This window comes from Brevundimonas sp. AC546 (genome assembly GCF_979258305.1).
In genome coordinates this window covers 529,391-550,247 of the sequence record NZ_OZ409849.1, presented here as the reverse complement: position 1 = coordinate 550,247, position 20,857 = coordinate 529,391, and the positions used below count along the sequence as shown (strand labels likewise).

Below are 20,857 nucleotides of genomic sequence, written 5' to 3'. Positions count from 1 at the left end.
TTGCCGCCTCAGCCGTGGGTCCAGCCGCCGCGCACCATTGCGACGGGCAGGCCGTCATAGGTGACGGTCAGCCCCGATCCGGCGGTCACCTGGCCTATCCGGGTCAGGCGCAGCAGGCGGCGTTCGGCCTCGCGACGCAGGGTTTCCTCGTGGCGCGGATGAGCGGTGAAGGCGATCTCATAGTCGTCGCCGCCGCTGGCCAGGTCTTCCAGCGACAGCTGCGGATCGACCCGATCTGCAAACCAGGCCTGAGCCGCCGCCGACAGAGGCAGGACGTTCAAGTTCAACGAAACGCCCACTCCACTCGCTTCAGCGATATGGGCCAGATCGGCCGCCAGTCCGTCAGAGACATCGACCGAGGCCGTCGCAAAATCCCGCAAGACATCGGCGAAGTCCACGCGAGGCGTCGGCGTACGATAATGCGCCGCCAGGGCCTCGATGCGTTCTGGCTCAAGCGAAAGCTCGCTCCGCGCGGCCTTCAGACCCAGCAGGCCGTCGCCGATCGCGCCGGTCACGAACACCAGATCCCCGAGCTGTGCGCCCGCACGCGACACGGCCGCGCCCGTCGGAACCCAGCCCAGGGCCGTCAGCGAGAACGTCGCCGGGCCGGGGGTTCTCACGGTGTCGCCGCCCAGCAGGAAGACGCCGAACCTGGCCTGATCCTCGGCGAGACCCGCAGCAAAGGCCTCGCGCTCGGGCCAGCCGCACCGTTCGGACCAGAAGCAGGCCAGCAGATAGCCGAACGGCTCGGCGCCCTTGGCCGCCAGGTCCGACAGGTTCACCCGCAGCAGCTTCCTGGCCACCGTATCCAACGGATCGTCGGGCAGAAAATGCACGCCCTCGACGATGGCGTCCTTGGTCAGGACGAGGTCGTAGCCGGGCCGCGAGGGCAGGACCGCCACATCGTCAGCCAGTCCCCTACCCCATTCGGGATGGGCCAGCGGCTTCAGCAGCCTCTCGATCGTCTCGAACTCGCCCGCGACGTCGAGCGCCGGCATTATTTGCGCGTGTCTCTGGACACGCCGTCCAGGGCCGCATTGACGAAGCGCGCCTCGGAATCGTCGAAGAAGGCCTTGGCCAGTTCGACATATTCGTCGATCACGACCTCGCGCGGCGTCTCGGGATGCTTGATCAGCTCCCAGGCGCCCGAGCGCAGCAAGGCCCGCAGGGTGGCGTCGATGCGCTCCAGCTTCCAGTTGGAGGCCAGGCGGGCCTTGATGGCCGCGTCAATGTCGCGCTGGCTTTCGATCACGCCGCGCACGATGTCGGCGAAATAGGCCTCGTCCGCCTCGGCCAGGGCCTCGCCCTCGATATCGGTGTCGAAGCGGAAGTTCGAGAATTCGGTAATCACCGTCTCCACGCCCTCGCCCGCTAGCTCCATTTGATACAGGGCCTGGACGGCTGCGAGACGCGACACGGTGCGGGCGCGACGTTGCTTGGAGCTGAGATTGGGCTCGGCGCGCTGCTTTTCGGCTTCGGCGAGTTGTTCGAGGACGGCTTTGACACTGTTCGGTTCAGTCATGCGCCGACGCCATGACGCAATCGCTTCTTCAAGGCAATGAGGTCCAGACAGGCTTTCGCCGCGCCGCCTCCCTTATCCCCTTCCGAAAGACGCGCCCGATACCAGGCCTGGTCCTCGTCTTCAGTCGTCAGGATGCCGTTGCCGATGATCACGCCCTTGACGCCCAGGGCCATGATGCCGGCCGCCGACTGGTCCGAGACGATTTCGAAATGATAGGTCTCGCCGCGGATGATCGTGCCCAGGGCCACATAGCCGTCATAGCGGGGCGCGGTCGGAAAACGTCCGGCTTCTTCGGCCAGGGCGATGGCAGGCGGCACTTCCAGCGCGCCGGGCACCGTGATGACGTCGAAGTCGACGCCGCGCGCCTTCAGCGTCTCCTTGGCGCCGTCCAGCAGGGCGTCGGCCAGGTCGTCGTAGAAACGCGCCTCGACGATCAGAATACGGGGGGCATCAGTCACGCCTTGTCTTCTCCATCCATGTCGCGCCAGCCGACGATGCGCAGGCCATAGCCCTCAAGCGCCGTCGGTTCGGGTCGCGTCGAACTCATCACGATCATGTCCTCGACGCCCAGGTCCAGCAGGATCTGAGCCCCGACGCCGTAGGCTCGGAACGATCGATCCATCGCCGCCGGCTTGTCGGCGCCGGCCAACCGTTCGGCCAGCGACGTCAGCGATGGGTCGCGCAGGAAGACTACGACGCCGGGGCCGTCGTGATCGGTGATCTGCTTCAGGGCGGTGGGCACATAGTCTTGGCGCGCCTCGACATGGCCCAGCAGGTCGCAGGCGAAGTCCACCTGGTGCATCCGCACCAGCGTCGGTTTGGTCGGATCTATGCGGCCCTTGACCAGAGCGACGTGCTCGGCGCCCTCGATAGTGTTCTTGTAAAGCATCAGCCGGAACGGGCCGCCGTGAACGCTGTCGAACGGCGTGTCCATGATCCGCTCGACGAACCGCTCGGTGCGGCGGCGATAGGCGATCAGGTCGGCGATGGTGCCGATCTTCAACCCGTGCAGCTGAGCGAAGGCGACCAGATCGGGCATCCGCGCCATCTCGCCGTCGTCCTTGATGATCTCGCAGATCACCCCGGCCGGAGTCAGGCCCGCCATGCGGCTGATGTCCACCGCCGCCTCGGTATGGCCGGCGCGAACCAGGACGCCGCCATCTCGGGCGACCAGCGGGAAGATGTGACCGGGCGAAACGATGTCGTCCATGCCCTTCGACGCATCGGTCGCCACATGGATGGTGCGCGACCGGTCGGCCGCGGAGATGCCGGTCGTCACGCCGTCCTTGGCCTCGATCGAGACGGTGAAGGCGGTCTTCATGCTCTCGCGATTGTCGGCGGCCATCGGTGGCAGACGAAGCTGGTTCGCACGCTCGGCCGTGATGGCCAGACAGACCAGGCCGCGCGCCTGGCGGATCATGAAGTTGATCTGGTCGGGGGTCGCGAACTGGGCGGGGATAATGATGTCCCCTTCGTTCTCGCGATCCTCGGCGTCCACCAGGATATAGGGACGGCCGTTACGGGCGTCTTCCAGGATGTCCTCGATGGGACTGATCGGGCTGTCGTTCATGTTCGCGGCCAATTGCATCACGCCGTCTCCTGCCACCGCGCGAGGTATCGCGCCAGCATGTCGATCTCGAGATTGACCGGATCGCCCTCCTTCAGGCGTCCCAGGGTCGTCACGTCCCACGTATGCGGAATGATATTCAGCGAAAACACCTGCCCCGCGACGCTGTTCACCGTCAGGGAGACGCCGTCCACGGTGATCGAACCCTTGGCGGCGATGTAGCGGTGCAGCGGCGCGGGCGCCTCGACCTCGACCCGGTGCGATCCGCCCTCCGGCCTGATCGACACGACCCGGCCCAGGCCGTCGACGTGACCCGAGACAACATGGCCGCCCATCTCGTCGCCCAGCTTTGCGGCGCGCTCCAGATTGACGCCGTCGCCGGCCTTCCAGTCACCCAAAGTGGTCTTGGACAGGGTCTCGTTCGACACCTCAACGGCGAACCAGCCTGCGCCCTTTTCCGTCACCGTCAGGCAGCAACCCGCGTGGCTGATCGATGCGCCCAGGTTGATGCCGTCGGTGTCCCACACAGTTTCGATCTCGTAGCGGCGGTCGCGATCTGTCGCGCGGACCTCGCGGACGCGGCCGATGTCGGTGACGATGCCGGTGAACATTTGAACTCTGGACCCCTTCGGACCGAAAAATACCGTCTAATTCGTCTAATCGTCTAATCTCGACGATCTCAAAGGCGCGCGTAGCGTTCCCACAGGTCGTCCCCGACAGGCTCGGCGCCCAGGCGACGGAACTTGGGTGCGTCGGCCAGCTTTGCAAGAGCCAGGGCGGCGATGCAGGGCCTGCCCTCACTGCCCAGCAGCATCGGCGCACGAAACCACTCCAGGGCATCGACGGCGTTGGCGCGCAAAAACGATGCGGCGACCTGGCCGCCGCCCTCGATCAGAAGCGACGTTGCGCCGGCGTCTTTCAGTGCCTTCAAGACTGCCGGGATCGTCGGGCGACCGTCTTGGGCTTCGACCTGCACGACCTTGGCCGCACCGATCGGGCGTGGGGCGACGACGGTCAGGATCAGGGTGTTCTCGCCCGCCAGCTTCGCCTTCTGCGGCGTCCGCAGACGGCTGTCCAGCACGACCCGAAGCGGCTGATCCACGCTGCGCCCCGGCAGGCGCGCCGTCAGTTCAGGGTCGTCGTGCAAAACCGTCTCGACGCCGACCAGGATGGCGTCATGCGCCGCGCGCAAACGGTGGCCTTCCAGCCGCGCCGCCTCGCCGGTGATCCACTGGCTTTCGCCCGACGCCGTGGCGATGCGCCCATCCAGCGAGGTCGCCAGTTTCAGGGTGACCCGCATCAGGCCTTGCCGGACGGTTCGTCGAACCCTTCGTCGCCCAGGAATTTGGCGAAGTCGCCGGTGTGGCGGAAATCCTTGTAGACCGAGGCGTAACGGACATAGGCGACCTCATCCACGCCCTTCAGCGCCTTCATGATGAAATCCCCGACGGTGCTGGACGGGATTTCGGTCTCGCCAAGGCTTTCCAGCTGACGGACGATCCGGTTGACCATCTGCTCGACCTGATCGGCCTGGACCGGGCGTTTGCGCAGGGCCACGCCCAGCGACCGTTCCAGCTTGTCACGCTCGAACGGCGTGCGCCGCCCGTTGCGTTTCAGGATCACCAGTTCGCGCAACTGCACCCGCTCGAACGTCGTAAAGCGCCCATTGCAGTTAGGGCAGGACCGACGGCGTCGGATGGCCGAGCCGTCGTCCGACGGCCGGCTGTCCTTCACCTGGGTGTCCTGATGACCGCAAAAAGGGCACTTCATCAGGGGGTTATCCGTAGATCGGGAAGCGGTGCGTCAGCTCCCGCACCTGGGCCGCCACGCCTGCGACAACGGCCGGATCGGCTTCATCGCCGCCATTCATCGACGAGACGACATCGGCGATCCAGTGACCGATCTTCTTGAACTCTTCCTCGCCGAAGCCGCGCGTGGTGCCGGCCGGCGTGCCCAGGCGGACGCCCGAGGTGACGGTGAAGGGCGCGGTGTCGAACGGCACGCCGTTCTTGTTGCAGGTCATGAGCGCCTTTTCGAGCTCGTGCTCGGTCGCCTTGCCGGTCACGCCCTTGGGCCGCAGATCGACCAGGGCCAGGTGGCTGTCGGTGCCGCCCGAGACGATGGCCAGACCGCGTTCGATCAGCACGCCGGAAAGGGCCTGGGCGTTCTTGACCACCTGCTGCGCATACAGTTTGAACTCGGGCTTCAGCGCCTCGCCGAAGGCCACGGCCTTGGCGGCGATGACGTGTTCCAGCGGCCCGCCCTGCAGACCGGGGAAGACGGCGGAGTTGATCTTCTTGGCGATGTCGCCGTCGTTGGTCAGGATCATGCCGCCGCGCGGGCCGCGCAGGGTCTTGTGCGTCGTGGTGGTGACGACGTGGGCATGCGGCACCGGGTCGGGATAGGCACCGCCGGCGATCAGACCCGCATAGTGGGCCATGTCCACCATCAGATAGGCGCCGACGCTGTCGGCGATCTCGCGGAAACGCTTGAAGTCGATATGGCGGCTGTAGGCGGAGGCGCCGGCCAGGATCAGCTTGGGCTTCTCGCGCTCAGCCATCTCGGCGACGTGGTCGTAGTCGATCAGGTGATTGTCTTCCCGCACCTTGTAGGTCACCGGGCGGAACCACTTGCCCGACTGGTTCGCCGGCGAGCCGTGCGTCAGGTGACCGCCGCAGGCCAAGTCCATGCCCAGGAAGGTGTCGCCGGGCTGAAGCAGGGTGAAGAAGACCGCCTGGTTGGCCTGGGCGCCCGAGTGCGGCTGGACGTTGGCGAAGGCCGCGCCGAACAGTTCCTTGGCCCGCTCGCGCGCCAGATCCTCGGTGATATCGACGAACTCGCAGCCGCCGTAATAGCGACGACCGGGATAGCCTTCCGCGTATTTGTTCGTCAGCACCGAGCCTTGCGCGTCCAGCACCGCCTGCGAGACAATGTTCTCGGAAGCGATCAGCTCGATCTGCTCCTTCTGGCGACCCAACTCGCCCTGAATACCCTTGAAGACGTCCGGATCGGCGTCAGCGAGCGTCTTGGTGAAATAGGCGTCGTGGGTGAAGGCCGTCACGCTGGAATCCCCGAAAATCAGAAGGCCGCTTATCTAGTCCCCAGAGCGCGTGACCACAACATCTTGTGGCGGCAACCGTTCACACGCCACCTGCGGGAATACGGCGAACACGTGATTCAGCCACCCCTTCGGTCGATTCGCGAACCGAGACGCTGCAAGCGCGACAACTTTTCTTGTCGATCAAAACGGCAGGCCCTTCGAACAATGCGGAAGAGCCCTGAGGCAGGAACTGCTGCACACGAACGGACGATCCTGTGTCAACAACTTCGAACCCGAGATCGGGCTGAAACTGGCTTCGGTATCTGTCGGTCAGCGCCGCCTTCGCTGTCTCGACATAGTCACACCGCTGCACTTCGGGCCCGGTACAGCCCGGCGACGCATGGTCAGCACCCGTCAACAGAACCAGACCGGCCAGCACAGCGGAGATCGAAAACGCGCCTAACCCCAGAATGGCCGGGCTACCCGGTTGCAACATGGCCTCCTCCCATGCGCGAAGGGAACCATCGATCACCGTCGGAGTCGATTCTATCGCGTCGTCTTAAAGCCCGCTGGACAAAGCCCGCCGCAGCTTGGCGATCGCCACCCGTTCGACGGACTTCGGCTCATTGACCGGCCCCATGGCGCTGACCTCGCGGCCGGTGGCGACGTGGATGGCCGAACATTTCAGGTAGGAGCCGTTACGGGTGAACTCGACGATCACCTCGCCGAGATCTTCGTCCGCCATCACCGAGCCTCAGGCTGCGACGGGCCGGCGCGCCACGTTGCAGTGGGCGAACAGCTTGTCCATCGCCTGGACCAGGTGATCCATCATGGCGTCGGTGTGGTTCGGCGAGGGGGTGAAGCGCAGGCGCTCTGTCCCCTTGGGCACGGTCGGATAATTGATCGGCTGAACATAGACGCCGTATTCGTCCAGCAGCATGTCCGAGATCATCTTGCAGTGGATCGGATCGCCGACATGCACCGGCACGATGTGGCTCTCGCTTTCCATCACCGGGATGCCGGCCGCCGCGAAACGCGACTTCAGCGTCGCCGCCCGTTCCTGATGCTGGACACGCAGTTCGGGGTGGGTCTTCAAATGCCGCACGGAGGCCAGCGCCCCCGCAGTCAATGCCGGCGGCAGAGAGGTGGTGAAGATGAAGCCCGAGGCCCAGCTGCGCACAGCGTCGATGATCATGGCTTCGGCGGCGATATAGCCGCCCATCACGCCGATGGCCTTGCCCAGAGTACATTCGATGATGTCGATCTGGTCCAGCACGCCGTCACGCTCGGCCACGCCCGCGCCGGTTTCTCCATACAGGCCGACCGCATGGACCTCGTCCAGATAAGTCAGGGCGCCGTATTTCTTCGCCAGGGCGATGGTGCCAGCCAGGTCGGCGATGTCGCCGTCCATCGAATAGACGCTCTCAAAGGCGATCAGCTTGGGCGCCTCCGCCGGGGCCGCCGCCAGCAGGGCCTCCAGATGCGCCAGGTCGTTGTGCATGAACACGTGACGCTCGCCCCCGCCGTGGCGAATGCCGGCGATCATCGAGGCGTGGTTCAGCGAATCGGAGAAGGTGATCAGGCCGGGCAGGATCTTCTGCAGCGTCGACAGGGTCGCCTCGTTGCCGACATAGCCCGAGGTGAACAGCAGCGCCGCTTCCTTCTGGTGCCAGTCGGCCAGTTCGGCCTCGAGATCGACGGCGGACCGTGTGGTGCCCGAGATGTTGCGCGTGCCGCCGGCGCCGGCGCCGACCGCATCGATCTCCTCATGCATGGCGTCCAGCACGACCGGGTGCTGGCCCATGCCCAGGTAGTCGTTGGAGCACCAGATCACGACGTCCTGCTGGGATCCGTCTTCGCGACGACGCACCGCCAGCGGAAACTGTCCACGCACGCGTTTCAGATCGGCGAAGACGCGATAGCGCCCTTCGCTGCGAACCTGCTCCACGGAGCTTTTAAAGGCGGCCTTATAGTCGAACAAACTACGCGTTCTTTCGCTTATGGCGATGTCTTTGCGTTATTTGCTCCCCCGGCGCGGGCTTGTCCATGTCCGCCACATGGACAAAACGACCCAAACCCTTAATTGATAACGGTTCTCAGTATTGCAGGGATCGCAGCGGGACGCGCGTGACCTGCACATCCTCCTTGTTCGCGGCATAGGCGACGTAGAGGTAGTCGCCCCACACGACGCTCTTTGGATAGTGATAGCCCGGCCGCTTGTACTGCCCCTCGAACCGTAGCGGTTGAAGGTCGCCCTGCCCCCGCAACAGATGGCTGCGATCGAACAGGCGACCGTCGCGGCTGAGCGTCACCGCCAGCGGCAGGCGCGGTCGGTCGCTGTTGGGCGCATTGACCAGATAGGCCGTTCCGTCGGGCAGATTGCCGGCGCTCTGCTTGGCGCGGGCGTCCGGCATGTCGGTCAGCACCGGCGTCGTCCAAGTCACGCCCCGGTCGCAACTTTCGGACGCCAGTTGGCGAAAGCTGAGCTCCTCGTCCCTGAACACCATGACCACACAGCCGTCGGCGCGCCGGAACAGGCTGGGTTCGATCTCGCGGCTGAGACGACGCTCGTGCGCGGCCTGGGCGCTGCTGGCGTCGCGCGTCAGGTTCGCCATCCGCCCTGCGGTCCATCCCGTTACGCCCAGCGGATCGTCGGTGAAGAAGGGTGTCGCGATCATGCCAGGCCGCAGGTGAAAGCCCGTCATCACCCGCCCGTCGATCCGGTGGGGATCCTGTTCGATCACGCCTTCGACCGGACGGCCGTCCGCGCCGGTCACGCGACGCGCGTCGCTCCAGGTCACGCCGTCCGTGCTGGTCCTGTATTCGGCGAAGCCGCCTGCGCCGGACTGAAAACCCTCGGGCCAGACATTGACATAGGCGACCAGGGTTTGGCCATCAGTCCACCAGCCGCCGCTGGAATGCATCCGCCCGCCATGCCCCGCTGAAACAAGGGTTTGAGGCCCCGACCAGGCCTCGCCGTCGTCGCTGACGCTGTAGGCGACCCAGGTGTCGGCCGCGTCCTCGTCCCGCGCCGAGCTTTGCCAATGGGCGTAGAGGCGGCCCTTGAAGGGGATCAGCACCACACCGTTGCTGAACCGATCCGTGTCCTGCGTCGGCGTGAAGACGGTGAAGGTCTCGGTCCCCGGCGCAGGCGTCAGGCCTAGATCGGGCGCATCCGGCCGAAACAGATTCGGCGCCACCGTATAGGGCGGATCGCCGTCGCCCGCCGCTGCGGGCCCGCAGATCAGAACCAGCGCCGTCGCCAGCGCGGCCGTCGCCCGCATCAGCCCGGCTTGCGGAAGCGATAGACGAACTGGTCGGTCTTGCCGCGGATCTTCTCGTCGAAGACATTCAGGCTGTGGTCGTCGGCCGGATTGGCGACGGCCGTGCTTTCGCCCTCATAGACGAAGCCCGCCGCCTCGACTTCGCGCTTCAAATAGTCGCCTTCGATACGGTGCAGGGTCTGGACCGCCGAGATGCCCGTGCCGGCCGCCGCCTCATGGTCGATCAGGATGTAGCGACCGCCGGGCTTCAGCGCCGCGAACACGGCCGCATTCATCTTGGCCACGTCGGTGTTGAAGCCGGGGATGTGGAAGTCGTGGTATTCCTGGCTCATGAAGATCATGTCCAGCGGCTCGGCGTAGGTCATCGAGTCCAGCAGGCCGTTGACCCGCGTCACGTTGGAATAGGCAGCGGCAAGGGCGTCCGCCCCGGCGTTCTCCCGCGCCATCGTCCGCTCGGGCACAAAGGCGTAGACTCGGCCGGTCGGGCCGACCACGTCCGAGAACAGGCGGGTGAAATAGCCGGCGCCGGGGCGGATATCGGCGACCTTGTCGCCCGGTGCGAGTTGGGCGAAAGCCAGGATCTCGGTCGGATGACGCAGGGGATCGCGGGCCACTTCTTCGGCCGGACGCTTCGTGTCGGCGACCGCATCTGTATAGAGCGAGACATACGACGGGGACGCCATGGCGGCGTTGTCGCCCGCGACCACGGTCCGCGACCCGCCGTCGGACGACACGATGATACAGGCCGAAAGGCCCGTCGCCAGAGCCAGAACCGCCGCGCCGGCCGCCAATCGCTTGATCATCGTCATCTCCCTTATTCGACGGCGATAGGCTCGCATTTCGCCGATCCGCGCAAGCAGTCTTGCGCGCGTGATTTGCGCCACGGCCACTGCGGCGCTAGTGCGACGCCAAGTTTCGAAAGTTTCGTCATGCTTCCCTATCAGCCCGCCCCCTTCCCGCTCGCCCGTCCGCGTCGCCTGCGTTCCAGCCCGTGGGTGCGGCGGCTGGTGGCGGAAACGACCCTGACGCCGGCCGATCTGATCTTGCCGCTGATCGTCCACGACGGCGCCGAGGATCGCGTGCCCGTCGCCTCCATGCCCGGCGTCTTTCGCCTGTCGCCCAAGGCAGCCGCCAACGCGGCTGTCGAGGCCCGCGATCTGGGAATTCCGATGATCGCCCTGTTTCCGAACGTCGATGGCGCGATCAAGGACGCGGTCGGCACCGGCGCGACCGATCCCGACGGCCTGATCCCCGACTGCATCAAGGCGATCAAGGACGCCGCGCCCGAGATCGGCGTCATGACCGACGTGGCGCTGGACTGCTACACCGACCACGGCCATGACGGCGTCATGGAGGGCGACCGGATCGTCAACGACGCCTCGCTGGACCGGCTGGCCGAACAGGCCTTCATCCACGCCCACGCCGGCGCCGACGTCGTGGCGCCGTCCGACATGATGGACGGCCGCATCCAGGCGGTGCGCGAGGCGCTGGAGGCCAACGGCTTTTCCGACACCCTGATCCTGTCCTATGCGGCCAAGTTCGCCTCGGCCTTCTATGGCCCATATCGCGACGCCGTCGGCTCCTCAGCCATGCTGAAGGGTGACAAGAAGACCTATCAGATGGACTACGCCAACTCCGACGAGGCCCTGAAGGAGGTCGCGATGGACCTTTCGGAAGGCGCCGACGCGGTCATGGTCAAGCCGGGCATGCCCTATCTCGACATCGTTCGCCGCGTGTCCGAGACCTTCCGCGTTCCGACCTTCGCCTATCAGGTGTCGGGCGAGTACGCGATGATGCAGGCCTCCATCGCCAACGGCTGGCTGGATCAGGACCGCGCGATCCTTGAGACCCTGCACGGGTTCAAGCGCGCGGGCTGCGCAGGCGTCCTGACCTATTTCGCGCCTCAGGCCGCGCGGCTGCTGGGCCGATGACGGTCGAAATCCGGCCGATCACGGATGCCGATTGGTCCGGCCTGTGGCCGATCATCGAGACCGTCACCCGCGCGGGCGAGACCTATACCTATCCGCTGGACATGACCGAGGCGCAGGCCCGCACCATGTGGACGCCGCCCGCGCCCGGCGGAACCCTGGTCGCGGTCGAGGACGGCCAGGTGCTGGGCGCCGCCAAGATCATTCCGAACCAGCAAGGAAACGGCGCCCACGTCGCCAACGGCAGCTTCATGGTGGGCCCCGCCGCACGCGGTCGAGGCGTGGCCCGCAGCCTAGGAGAGACCGCGCTGACCTTCGCCCGCGACGCCGGCTTCAAATCGATGCAGTTTAATGCGGTCGTGGAGACCAACACCGTCGCCGTCGGCCTATGGAAGAAGCTGGGCTTCAAGATCGTCGGCACGGTTCCCGAGGCCTTCGATCACCCGGCGCACGGCCTGGTCGGCCTGCACATCATGCACCGCAAACTTTAGGCGTCAGTCGCGCGATTGCAGCCGCGCCGCCAGGCTGGACGTATCCCAGCGGTTTCCGCCCATGGCCTGAACCTCGGCGTAGAACTGATCGACCAGCGCCGTCAGGCTAAGGCGCGCGCCGTTCGACCGCGCCTCGTCCAGCACCAGGCCCAAGTCCTTGCGCATCCAGTCGACGGCGAAGCCGAACTCGAACGCGCCCTTGGCCGCCGTCTTCCAGCGATTGTCCATCTGCCAGCTTTGCGCCGCGCCTTTCGACACGGCCTCATAGGCGGCGTCGGTGTCCAGGCCTGCGACCTGAGCGAAATGCACGGCCTCGGCTAAACCCTGCACCACGCCGGCGATGGCGATCTGGTTGACCATCTTGGTCAGTTGGCCCGACCCCGCCGGCCCCATGTGTTTGATCGCCTTTGAATAGGCCTTCAGCGCCGGCTCCGCCGTCGCCAAGGCGGCTGCATCCCCGCCAGCCATGACGCTGAGCTGCCCGTTCTCCGCCCCGGCCTGACCGCCCGACACCGGCGCATCGACGAAATGACGCCCCTGCGCCTGCGCCAGTTCCGCCATCTCGCGCGCCACCTTGGCCGAGGTCGTGGTGTGATCGACGATGACTGCGCCGTCCGCCACATTCGGCAAGGCCTCCGTCACGACGGCCCGCACGTCGTCGTCATTGCCGACGCACAGGATGAACAGTTCGACGCCCTGCGCCGCCTCCGCCACCGTCGCGGCCGACTTGCCGCCTGTAGATGCCGCCCAGGCCTGGGCTTTCGCCGCCGTGCGATTGAAGCCGGTCACGTCGTGGCCCGCCTCGACCAGATGACGCGCCATCGGGGCGCCCATGACGCCCAGGCCGGCGAATGCGATCTTCATGACAGGCTCCTTCGATATTTGCGTCGGACTAGGCCGGGTCGCGCCGGGGTTCAAGGTCAACGCCCGGTTAACCTTGGCAAGGGCATTATGGGACACCACTCCTCGGGATACGTGTCCATGTCCGTGAGCGATCGTCCGATCCTCATCAAGAAGGTCAAGAAGGTCTCCGGCGGAGGCCACCACGGCGGCGCGTGGAAGGTGGCCTATGCGGACTTCGTGACCGCCATGATGGCCTTCTTCCTGCTCATGTGGCTGATCAACACCACGGACCCTGAGCAGAAGCGCGGCATCGCCGAATATTTCGCACCCGCCAGCGTGTCCGAGACCACGTCCGGTTCAGGCGGTATCCTGGGCGGCACGTCTCTGGGCGACGACGGCCCCAAGAGTTCGGGCTCTCAATCCGTGCTGCAGGAACTGGCGCCCGAGGCGCCGGCGACCGACCAGACCGGCCCCAGCTCGAACCTGTCGTCCGCGAGCGACGCCGCCCTTCAGGCCGAAATCCAGAAACGCGAAGCCGCCGAGTTCGCCAGCGCCGCCGAATCCCTGCGTCAGGCGATGCAGTCGATGCCGGAACTGGCCGAGCTGTCGAAACAGCTGATCGTCGATCAGACGCCTGAGGGCCTGCGCATCCAGCTGGTCGATCAGGAAGGCCGGTCGATGTTCGACAACAACTCGTCACGACCGAACGCGCGGGCCCAGGTCCTGCTGCGCGCCATCTCCAAGGTCATCAACCAGCTGCCGAACCGGATCTCCATCACCGGCCACACCAGCGCCACGCCCGGCTCCAACCGCGCCAGCGCCCCGGCCGATTGGGCCCTGTCTTCCGAACGCGCCAACGGCTCGCGCCTGGTGCTTCAGGGCGCCGGCGTCGATCCCGACCGGGTCTATTCGGTCGCGGGCAAGGCGGGGTCCGATCCGCTTTACCCCGACGATCCGACGCTCGCCGGTAACCGCCGCATCGCCATCGTCCTTCTGCGCGAGGCGCCCGTCCTGCCGATGGATACTTCGCTGTGACTCCGCTCGGCTGCGACGCGAACACGCTTGCAGCCGGGCCACGATTGACGCCAAATCGCGACATGAGCGTTCAACTGTCGCAATATTGGCAAGATCGGATGCGGACCTGAGGCCGTGACCCAGCACGTACCGACACGACAGCTGCGCTTCTTCATGACCTCGGTCGCGCCCTGCCCCTACCTGCCGGGCAAGACCGAGCGGAAGGTGTTCGCCAACCTGCCCTTCTCCGACGGCGCCCACGTCAACGACGAGCTGACGATCGCCGGCTTCCGCCGCAGCCAGAACATCGCCTATCGCCCGGCCTGCGAGGCCTGCGACGCCTGCGTTTCCGTGCGTCTGCCCGTGCCGGAGTTCGCCTTCAGCCGCTCGCAGCGCAAGGTGCTGGCCCGCAACGACGACCTGTCGCGCAGTCTGGTCGAGGCCGAGGCCACGACCGAACAGTTCCAGCTTCTGCGCCGCTATCTGACCACCCGACATCCGACCGGCGGCATGAGCGACATGGGCTGGCTCGACTATGTCGCCATGGTCGAGGACACAGCCGTGCGAACCCATCTGATCGAATATCGCCTGCCCTCGACCGACGGCGGCCCTGGCGACCTGGTCGCCGTAACCCTGACCGACCTGCTCAAGGACGGGCTGTCGATGGTCTACAGCTTCTACGACCCGACGATGGAGCGCCGCAGCCTGGGCCGGTTCGCGATCCTGGATCACGTGCGGCAGGCGGCCCTGGTCGGTCTGCCTTTCGTCTATCTGGGCTATTGGGTCCAGGGCTCGGCCAAGATGGACTACAAGGCCGACTTTCGCCCGATGGAAACGCTTGGCAAGCTGGGCTGGGTTCGACTGGACGAATAGCGCCGCCGTCCTTGTGGACGCATGGGCAAGCCTTCGCCACACCCGGTTCAAATCGTCGCCGAAGCGGCCTATGTGAGCGGCGCTGCAACGGAGCCGCCAATTGCTGATCGTTCTTTCTCCCGCCAAACGGCTCGACTTCGCCGAAGCTGATCCGGCTGTTCCCGGCACTGGGCGTCGCTTCGTCGAGGACACAGCCAGCCTGGCGACGACCGCCAGGCGTCAAACCAAGGCCGACTTGCGCCGCCTGATGGGAATATCGGATGATCTGGCGACCCTGAATGTTGCGCGTTTCAAGGCCTTCGATGCCGAATCCACAGACGGCGTCCAAGCCGCCTTCGCGTTCGCCGGTGATGTCTACGAAGGGCTGAAAGCGCGCGAGCTGGACGCCAAAGGCTTGGCTTTCGCACAGGACCATCTGCGCATCCTGTCGGGCTTCTATGGCTTGCTGAGGCCGCTGGATCGAATTCAGCCGTATCGTCTGGAAATGGGCACGCGGCTGAAGACCCGGCGCGGCGCTAGCCTGTATGATTTCTGGGGCGACCGGATTTCCAAACAGTTGAACGCCGACGCCGAGGGGCAGACCGACCCCACCCTGGTGAACCTCGCCAGCCAGGAATATTTCGGCGCAGTCGACGCCAAGGCGCTGAAACTGCCCGTCGTGACGCCGCAGTTTCGTGAAGAGAAGAACGGCGAGAGCCGGATCGTGTCCTTCTTCGCCAAGAAGGCGCGCGGCGCCATGGCGCGCTTCGCCATCGACGAGCGGGTGGAACGGGTCGCGGACCTGAAGGCTTTCAACCGGGACGGCTACGCTTTCGACAAGGCCGCCTCTACGGATAACGAGTGGATATTCATCAGGTCGGGAAATTCTTGATCACTGGCCTGTCGTGCCGCTAATCTCTCGCCAACGAACCGAAAGGCGGATCCATGTCGCAACAGCCTAGTGCACCCACGCCCGCCCTCGCCGGCATCGGCGATCTGAAGGGGCAGGTTGCGGTCGTGACGGGATCGACCTCAGGCATCGGCCTGGCCCTGGCGCGGGCCGTGGCGGCGGGCGGCGGCGACGTGGTCCTGAACGGCCTGGGCGATCCGGCGGAGATCGAGCGCACGCGCGCCGACCTTGAAGCCTCGTCCGGGGTTCGCGTTCTCTATCATCCGGGCGATATGACGCGTGGCGATCAGATCGCGGACATGGTCGCTTTCGCTCAGAACGAACTCGGCCGTCTGGATATTCTAGTCAACAACGCCGGCATCCAGCATGTCGAATCGGTCGAGAAATTTCCCGCCGACCAGTGGGAGAAGATTATCGCCATCAACCTGTCCTCGGCCTTCTACGCCACCCAGGCCGCCATCCCGATCATGAAGGCCCAGGGACGTGGCCGAATCATAAACATGGCCTCGGCTCACGGCCTGGTCGCTAGCCCGTTCAAGTCCGCTTATGTCGCAGCCAAGCATGGCGTCATCGGCTTCACCAAAACGGTGGCGCTGGAACTGGCGCGGGACAACATCACCTGCAACGCCATCTGCCCCGGCTTCGTCGAGACGCCGATCGTGACGAAACAGATCGCGGACCAGGCCCGCACCCGCAACATGACCGAGGAGCAGGTGCTGACCGACGTCATTTTGGCGGCCCAGCCGACCAAACGGTTCGTCACCACGGACGAACTGACCGGCCTCTTCCTCTACCTAGTCAGCGATCTCGGCGCCTCGGCGAACGGGGCCAGTTTCTCCATCGACGGCGGCTGGACCGCTCAATAGCGAAAGTCACGGGCGGGCATGGCGATCTTCAAACGCAAGGCCGCCCAACCGGCGGAAGGTCTCCCCGCTCCCGCGGGCCGTCGTCCCGTCTGTCTCGCGCTTCAGGGCGGGGGTGCGCACGGCGCATTTCAATGGGGCGTGCTCGACCGGCTGCTGGAAGACGACCGGCTGGATGTTCGTGCGGTGTCCGGCGTTTCGGCCGGGGCCATGAACGGCGCGGCGCTGGTGTCCGGTTTCGCGACCGGCGACGCCCGTTCGGCGCTGGACAAGCTGTGGCGCGAGGTCAACCAGTCCGGCGGTCGCAACGTCTTTGGCGACAGCGCCATGTGGAACGCCGCCCAACCACCGGACTGGATCAAGGACAACCCCTTCTGGCGCGCCGGCGAGACGCTGGCGATGTCCATGAGCCCCTATGAATTCAATCCACTGAATCACAATCCTCTGAAAAGGGTGCTGAAGGCGGCGGTCGATTTCGGCGCGGTCCAGGCCTCGGACATCAGGCTGTTCGTCGCCGCCACCGCCGTGCGCCAAGGCAAGACCCGGCTCTTCGAGACGCGCGAGATCAACGCCGATGTCCTGATGGCGTCCGCCTGCCTGCCCCACCTTTTCCAGGCGGTCGAGATCGATGGCGAGCCCTATTGGGACGGTGGTTATCTGACCAATCCGCCACTCTGGCCGCTGACAGGCGACGACACGCCGGACGATGTCCTGCTGGTGACGCTGAACCCCTTGGCGCGCGACGAGACGCCCCGCAGCGCCGGGGATATCCTGGATCGGCTGAACGAGATCGTCTTCAACGCGCCCCTGGTCGCCGAACTGCGCGCCATCGCCCTGGCCGGCGAGATGATCGCGCACGGTCAGCTCAAGGGCGGGGGCTCAGGCCCCTATCGCCACGTCCGCCTGCACGCCATTGAGGCGGACGGCTGGCTTTCAGACCTGTCTCTGCGATCCAAGTTCAATACGGAATGGGGCTTCCTCAACGACCTGAAGGCGCGCGGTCGAGCGGCGGCCGACGACTGGCTGGAGACCTGTCTGCCAAGCGTCGGCCGCCAGTCCAGTGTCGATCTTCAAGCCCGGTTCGGCTAGCCGACGAAGCCGGCCGCCCGCCTCAGCCGATCATTGATGGCCTCGCCTAATCCCGTCATGGGGATCGGTGAGACCGCGATCCCGACAGGATGCGTCCGATCCGCCTCGCGCAGAAGCCGAAACAGATTGGCCGCCGCTTCCCTCAGGTCGCCTGACGCGCTCAGACTCCAGCGCGGATCGCCGACGCCGGCGCCGAACCCCAGCAGGATTTCGCCGCTCTTCGTCTCATACGCCTCGATCCTGACCGGGGCGTCCGGCGCGTAGTGCAGAGCCAACCGCCCCGGCGAGCGATGCCCCTCCCCGCTGTCCGCCAGCGGACCGACGAGCGCCTCGATCTCGAACCGGGTGACAGCGCCCGGCCGCAGCAGGGCGATACGTCCGTCCAGCACCGACACGACCGTGCTCTCCAGCCCGACCTGGCAAGAACCGCCATCGACCGCGGCGGCGACCGCGAAGCCTGTCTCGTCCACCGCATCGGCGAACGTCGTCGGGCTGGGCCGTCCCGATCGATTGGCCGACGGGGCCACCACAGGACCGCCGAACGCCGCCAACACCGCCCTCGCCATTGGATGGGCAGGCACGCGGATCGCCACACTGTCCAACCCGGCGCGGGCCAGATCGCAGACCCCCATGGCGTCCCGAACCGGCGTTACCAGCGTCAACGGACCGGGCCAGAAGGCCTCGGCCAGGGCGCGAGCCGCCGGACCGAATTCTCCGATGGCCGCCGCCGCATCCCCATCGACGACGTGGGAAATCAGCGGGTTGAACCTAGGCCTTCCCTTGGCGGTGAAGATGGCGGCGACAGCCTGCGCATTGCCTGCATCGGCGCCCAGCCCATAGACAGTCTCGGTCGGCAGCAGGATCAGGTCGCCGTTCGCCAGCGCCTGCGCCGCCTGCTCTGGGGTCTCGCTCACGGTCGGCGGGGGATGATCGGGACCATCCGGTGCAGCACATTGTCCCGGTCGACGAACTGATGCTTGAGCGCGGCGAGGACATGCAGCGCGATCAGGACATACAGTCCCTTCACCGCAATCCCATGCAGCCCCATCAGGCTGCGCGCCGCATCGCGCCCGCCGCCGATCGGCATCAGCGGCCAGGAGAACAGGCCGAACCATTCGATGGCGCGCCCACCGGCGGACGACGCCAGCCAGCCGGTCATTGGGATGACGATCAGCGCCAGATAGAACAGCACATGGGTCGCGCGCGCCGCCAGCCTCTGCCAGCGTGGCAGATCGGACGGCAGTGGGATGGCGGGATTGGCCAATCGCCAACCGATCCGGGCCAAGGTCAGCATCAGGATCGTCAGCCCCACCGATTTGTGCAGCATGACGAACTGCCCGGAGATCGGCCCTTCCGTATTCTCATGCGCGGTTATCAGCAGCACCTGGATCAGGACCGCCAGGGCGATGCCCCAGTGCAGAAACAGGGAAACGCTCGAATATCGATTTCGGGGTTCGCCCATGTCTTCCCTTCCGTGACGGCACTGCGTCACCTTGCGCTCAGACACTTTGCACTGAGCCACCTTGCACTGAGATAGGGCGCGTCGCCAAGACGCTTGCAGCGACAGGCCCCGACGCGGCACTTAGGCCGCAAAGACGATTGAGGAAACCCATGACCTACCGCGCCCCCGTTCGAGACTTGGCCTTCACCTTGGAGGCGGTGGCCGGCATGGCCGATGTGGCGGCGACCGGCGCCTTTCCCGACTATGACGCCGATGTCGCCTCGGCGGTGTTGGAGGCGGCGGGCCAGTTCTCCCAAGAGGTGCTGGCGCCGCTAAACCGGATCGGCGACCAGAAGGGCTCGACCTATGTCAACGGTTCGGTCACCGCCGCGCCCGGCTTCGCTGACGCCTACCGCCAGTTTGCGGCGGGCGGCTGGACCGGCCTGTCCGCCTCGATCGAGGCAGGCGGTCAGGCCCTGCCCAAGGCGCTGGAACTCGCGGCCTATGAAACCGTCCATGCCGCCAATATGGCGTTCGGCCTGTGCCCCATGCTGTCGCTGGCCTCCATCGAAGCGTTGGAGCAGGTCGGGACTGACGAGCAGAAGGCCAAATATCTGACCAAGTTGGTCAGCGGCGAATGGACGGGCGCCATGGTCCTGACCGAGCCGGGCGCAGGCTCGGACCTGGGCTCCCTGACCGCCACCGCCACGCCGAATGGCGACGGCACCTATGCCCTGAACGGCGAGAAAATCTTCATCACCTGGGGCGATCACGACGCCACCGACAACATCGTCCATCTGGTGCTGGCCCGCCTGCCTGATGCACCCAAGGGGCCGAAAGGCATCAGCCTGTTCCTGACGCCCAAGTTTGCGGTGAAGGACGACGGGACCCTGGGCGACCGCAACGCCTTCCGCCCTGTCGGGGTCGAGCACAAGCTGGGCATCCACGCCTCACCCACCTGCGTCATGAGCTACGAGGGCGCCACCGCCGAACTGGTCGGTCAGCCGAACCAGGGCCTGGCCCATATGTTCGTGATGATGAACGCCGCGCGTCTGGCGGTCGGCGTCGAGGGCGTCGGCATCGCCGAACGCGCCTATCAGCACGCCCTCGCCTATGCGCTGGACCGCCGTCAGGGTCGTTCGGTCTGGACCGGCGAGGCCAACGCACCGATCTTCGACCATCCCGACGTGCGCCGGATGCTGAGCGTTATGAAGGCCAAGATTTCGGCCGCGCGCGCCATCTGCCTGTCCACTGGCGTCGCCGCCGATCTGGCGAAACACGCCGGGACCGAAGAGGAGCGTCGTCGCTGGAAGGGCCGCGAAGACCTGTTCACCCCCATCGCCAAGGCCTGGTCCACCGATGTCGGCTGCGAGGTCGCCTCGATGGGGATCCAGGTTCACGGCGGCATGGGCTTCATCGAGGAGACCGGCGCGGCCCAATACTATCGCGACGCCCGCATCGCCCCGATCTATGAAGGCACCAACGGCATCCAGGCGATGGATCTGGTCGGGCGCAAGCTGTCGATAGACGGCGGCGAATTGGCCAAGGCGTTGATCGCCGACATGAAGGTGACCCTGGTCGATCTCGGCGGTCTCTACAGCGGAAAGCCGGTCGAACGGTTCGCAACAGCGATCGAGGCCGTCGAGGACGCGACCTTGTGGCTGCTGGATCAGAAGGCCGATCCGAATGCGGCGGCCGATGTCCTGGCGGCCGCAGACGCCTATCTGAAACTGCTGGGCGATGTCGTCGGCGGCTGGATGCTGGCCAAGGGCGCCCTGGCGGCGAAGACGAAGCTGGAGGCGCAGGACGGCGACCCGGCCTGGCTGCAAGGCAAGCTGGACCTCTACGAAGTCTATGCCGCCAATGTGCTGGGCCATGTCTCCAGCCGACTGGCGGCCATCGGCCAAGGGGGCGAACTGCTGCAACGGATGACGGTCGACGCCTTGGCGGGCTAGGCGTTGAGGCGTTTCTTCATTTGACGTTCGACGCCCGCCGCGCCCAAACTTCGCCTTC

General features: G+C 65.9%; 24 protein-coding genes. 8 read left to right on the top strand and 16 right to left on the bottom strand.

Annotated features, from left to right (window positions below; all coding sequences use genetic code 11):
- Positions 1–8: 8 nt before the first annotated feature.
- From thiL to ACZZZD_RS02670, 13 genes are all read right to left on the bottom strand, one after another.
- Entirely contained in the window at positions 9–998 is a 990-nt protein-coding gene (thiL, locus tag ACZZZD_RS02730) for a thiamine-phosphate kinase (protein WP_463432439.1), read from the bottom strand.
- The gene (nusB, locus tag ACZZZD_RS02725; RefSeq protein ID WP_159851412.1) at positions 998–1,522 is read right to left on the bottom strand and encodes a transcription antitermination factor NusB; all 525 of its coding nucleotides are present in this window, start codon (positions 1,520–1,522) and stop codon (positions 998–1,000) included. The genes thiL and nusB overlap by 1 nt, the downstream gene beginning before the upstream one ends.
- A complete protein-coding gene (gene ribH / locus ACZZZD_RS02720) occupies positions 1,519–1,980 on the bottom strand; it encodes a 6,7-dimethyl-8-ribityllumazine synthase (protein WP_463432437.1) in 462 nt (153 codons plus the stop codon). Before ribH ends, nusB begins: the two co-directional genes overlap by 4 nt.
- On the bottom strand, positions 1,977–3,110 hold the full coding sequence (gene ribB / locus ACZZZD_RS02715; RefSeq protein ID WP_463432435.1) for a 3,4-dihydroxy-2-butanone-4-phosphate synthase: 1,134 nt from the start codon (positions 3,108–3,110) through the stop codon (positions 1,977–1,979). The genes ribH and ribB overlap by 4 nt, the downstream gene beginning before the upstream one ends.
- On the bottom strand, positions 3,110–3,700 hold the full coding sequence (locus ACZZZD_RS02710; RefSeq protein ID WP_463432433.1) for a riboflavin synthase: 591 nt from the start codon (positions 3,698–3,700) through the stop codon (positions 3,110–3,112). Before ACZZZD_RS02710 ends, ribB begins: the two co-directional genes overlap by 1 nt.
- Before the next feature lie 68 nt (positions 3,701–3,768).
- Positions 3,769–4,389, bottom strand: coding sequence for a RibD family protein (locus tag ACZZZD_RS02705; RefSeq protein ID WP_463432431.1), 621 nt, complete (start codon positions 4,387–4,389; stop codon positions 3,769–3,771).
- Entirely contained in the window at positions 4,389–4,859 is a 471-nt protein-coding gene (gene nrdR / locus ACZZZD_RS02700; RefSeq protein ID WP_135195991.1) for a transcriptional regulator NrdR, read from the bottom strand. Before nrdR ends, ACZZZD_RS02705 begins: the two co-directional genes overlap by 1 nt.
- 7 nt (positions 4,860–4,866) lie before the next feature.
- A complete protein-coding gene (gene glyA, locus ACZZZD_RS02695; protein ID WP_463432427.1) occupies positions 4,867–6,150 on the bottom strand; it encodes a serine hydroxymethyltransferase in 1,284 nt (427 codons plus the stop codon).
- Between the two features lie 79 nt (positions 6,151–6,229).
- Positions 6,230–6,625 carry a hypothetical protein gene (locus ACZZZD_RS02690; protein ID WP_463432425.1) on the bottom strand — a complete coding sequence of 132 codons (396 nt, stop codon included), beginning with the start codon at positions 6,623–6,625 and terminating at the stop codon, positions 6,230–6,232.
- Between the two features lie 63 nt (positions 6,626–6,688).
- Positions 6,689–6,874, bottom strand: a complete 186-nt coding sequence (locus ACZZZD_RS02685; RefSeq protein ID WP_463432423.1) for a DUF6898 family protein — start codon at positions 6,872–6,874, stop codon at positions 6,689–6,691.
- A gap of 9 nt (positions 6,875–6,883) precedes the next feature.
- Positions 6,884–8,110 carry a 5-aminolevulinate synthase gene (hemA, locus tag ACZZZD_RS02680; RefSeq protein ID WP_463432421.1) on the bottom strand — a complete coding sequence of 409 codons (1,227 nt, stop codon included), beginning with the start codon at positions 8,108–8,110 and terminating at the stop codon, positions 6,884–6,886.
- A 115-nt stretch (positions 8,111–8,225) separates the two neighbouring features.
- Complete coding sequence (locus ACZZZD_RS02675; protein ID WP_463432419.1) at positions 8,226–9,413, bottom strand: sialidase family protein; 1,188 nt, start codon at positions 9,411–9,413, stop codon at positions 8,226–8,228.
- The gene (locus tag ACZZZD_RS02670) at positions 9,413–10,216 is read right to left on the bottom strand and encodes a class I SAM-dependent methyltransferase (RefSeq protein ID WP_463432417.1); all 804 of its coding nucleotides are present in this window, start codon (positions 10,214–10,216) and stop codon (positions 9,413–9,415) included. The genes ACZZZD_RS02675 and ACZZZD_RS02670 overlap by 1 nt, the downstream gene beginning before the upstream one ends.
- Before the next feature lie 126 nt (positions 10,217–10,342).
- Between ACZZZD_RS02670 and hemB the strand changes: the two genes are divergently transcribed.
- Both hemB and ACZZZD_RS02660 read left to right on the top strand, forming a co-directional pair.
- Positions 10,343–11,344 (top strand): porphobilinogen synthase, encoded by a 1,002-nt coding sequence (hemB, locus tag ACZZZD_RS02665; protein ID WP_463432415.1) that lies wholly within the window; start codon positions 10,343–10,345, stop codon positions 11,342–11,344.
- Positions 11,341–11,832, top strand: a complete 492-nt coding sequence (locus ACZZZD_RS02660; protein WP_463432413.1) for an N-acetyltransferase family protein — start codon at positions 11,341–11,343, stop codon at positions 11,830–11,832. The genes hemB and ACZZZD_RS02660 overlap by 4 nt, the downstream gene beginning before the upstream one ends.
- 3 nt (positions 11,833–11,835) lie before the next feature.
- Here the strand turns inward: ACZZZD_RS02660 and ACZZZD_RS02655 are convergent, their stop codons facing one another.
- On the bottom strand, positions 11,836–12,696 hold the full coding sequence (locus ACZZZD_RS02655; RefSeq protein ID WP_463432411.1) for an NAD(P)-dependent oxidoreductase: 861 nt from the start codon (positions 12,694–12,696) through the stop codon (positions 11,836–11,838).
- 117 nt (positions 12,697–12,813) lie between these two features.
- On the opposite strand from ACZZZD_RS02655, the gene ACZZZD_RS02650 reads away from it, so the two are divergent.
- The 5 genes from ACZZZD_RS02650 to ACZZZD_RS02630 all read left to right on the top strand — a co-directional run bounded on the left by ACZZZD_RS02650 (position 12,814) and on the right by ACZZZD_RS02630 (position 17,403).
- The gene (locus tag ACZZZD_RS02650; protein WP_463432409.1) at positions 12,814–13,710 is read left to right on the top strand and encodes a flagellar motor protein MotB; all 897 of its coding nucleotides are present in this window, start codon (positions 12,814–12,816) and stop codon (positions 13,708–13,710) included.
- Positions 13,711–13,824: 114 nt separating this feature from the next.
- Entirely contained in the window at positions 13,825–14,562 is a 738-nt protein-coding gene (locus ACZZZD_RS02645) for an arginyltransferase (protein WP_463432407.1), read from the top strand.
- Positions 14,563–14,662: 100 nt separating this feature from the next.
- On the top strand, positions 14,663–15,433 hold the full coding sequence (gene yaaA / locus ACZZZD_RS02640) for a peroxide stress protein YaaA (RefSeq protein WP_463432405.1): 771 nt from the start codon (positions 14,663–14,665) through the stop codon (positions 15,431–15,433).
- A 53-nt stretch (positions 15,434–15,486) separates the two neighbouring features.
- Complete coding sequence (locus tag ACZZZD_RS02635; RefSeq protein ID WP_463432403.1) at positions 15,487–16,317, top strand: 3-hydroxybutyrate dehydrogenase; 831 nt, start codon at positions 15,487–15,489, stop codon at positions 16,315–16,317.
- Positions 16,318–16,335: 18 nt separating this feature from the next.
- Positions 16,336–17,403 carry a patatin-like phospholipase family protein gene (locus tag ACZZZD_RS02630; RefSeq protein ID WP_463432401.1) on the top strand — a complete coding sequence of 356 codons (1,068 nt, stop codon included), beginning with the start codon at positions 16,336–16,338 and terminating at the stop codon, positions 17,401–17,403.
- On the opposite strand, the gene ACZZZD_RS02625 is transcribed toward ACZZZD_RS02630, so the two are convergent.
- On the bottom strand, positions 17,400–18,317 hold the full coding sequence (locus ACZZZD_RS02625) for an L-threonylcarbamoyladenylate synthase (protein WP_463432399.1): 918 nt from the start codon (positions 18,315–18,317) through the stop codon (positions 17,400–17,402). The genes ACZZZD_RS02630 and ACZZZD_RS02625 overlap by 4 nt on opposite strands.
- The gene (locus ACZZZD_RS02620; RefSeq protein WP_463432397.1) at positions 18,314–18,865 is read right to left on the bottom strand and encodes a cytochrome b; all 552 of its coding nucleotides are present in this window, start codon (positions 18,863–18,865) and stop codon (positions 18,314–18,316) included. The genes ACZZZD_RS02625 and ACZZZD_RS02620 overlap by 4 nt, the downstream gene beginning before the upstream one ends.
- A gap of 149 nt (positions 18,866–19,014) precedes the next feature.
- On the opposite strand from ACZZZD_RS02620, the gene ACZZZD_RS02615 reads away from it, so the two are divergent.
- The gene (locus ACZZZD_RS02615; RefSeq protein WP_463432395.1) at positions 19,015–20,799 is read left to right on the top strand and encodes an acyl-CoA dehydrogenase; all 1,785 of its coding nucleotides are present in this window, start codon (positions 19,015–19,017) and stop codon (positions 20,797–20,799) included.
- Positions 20,800–20,857: the final 58 nt, after the last annotated feature.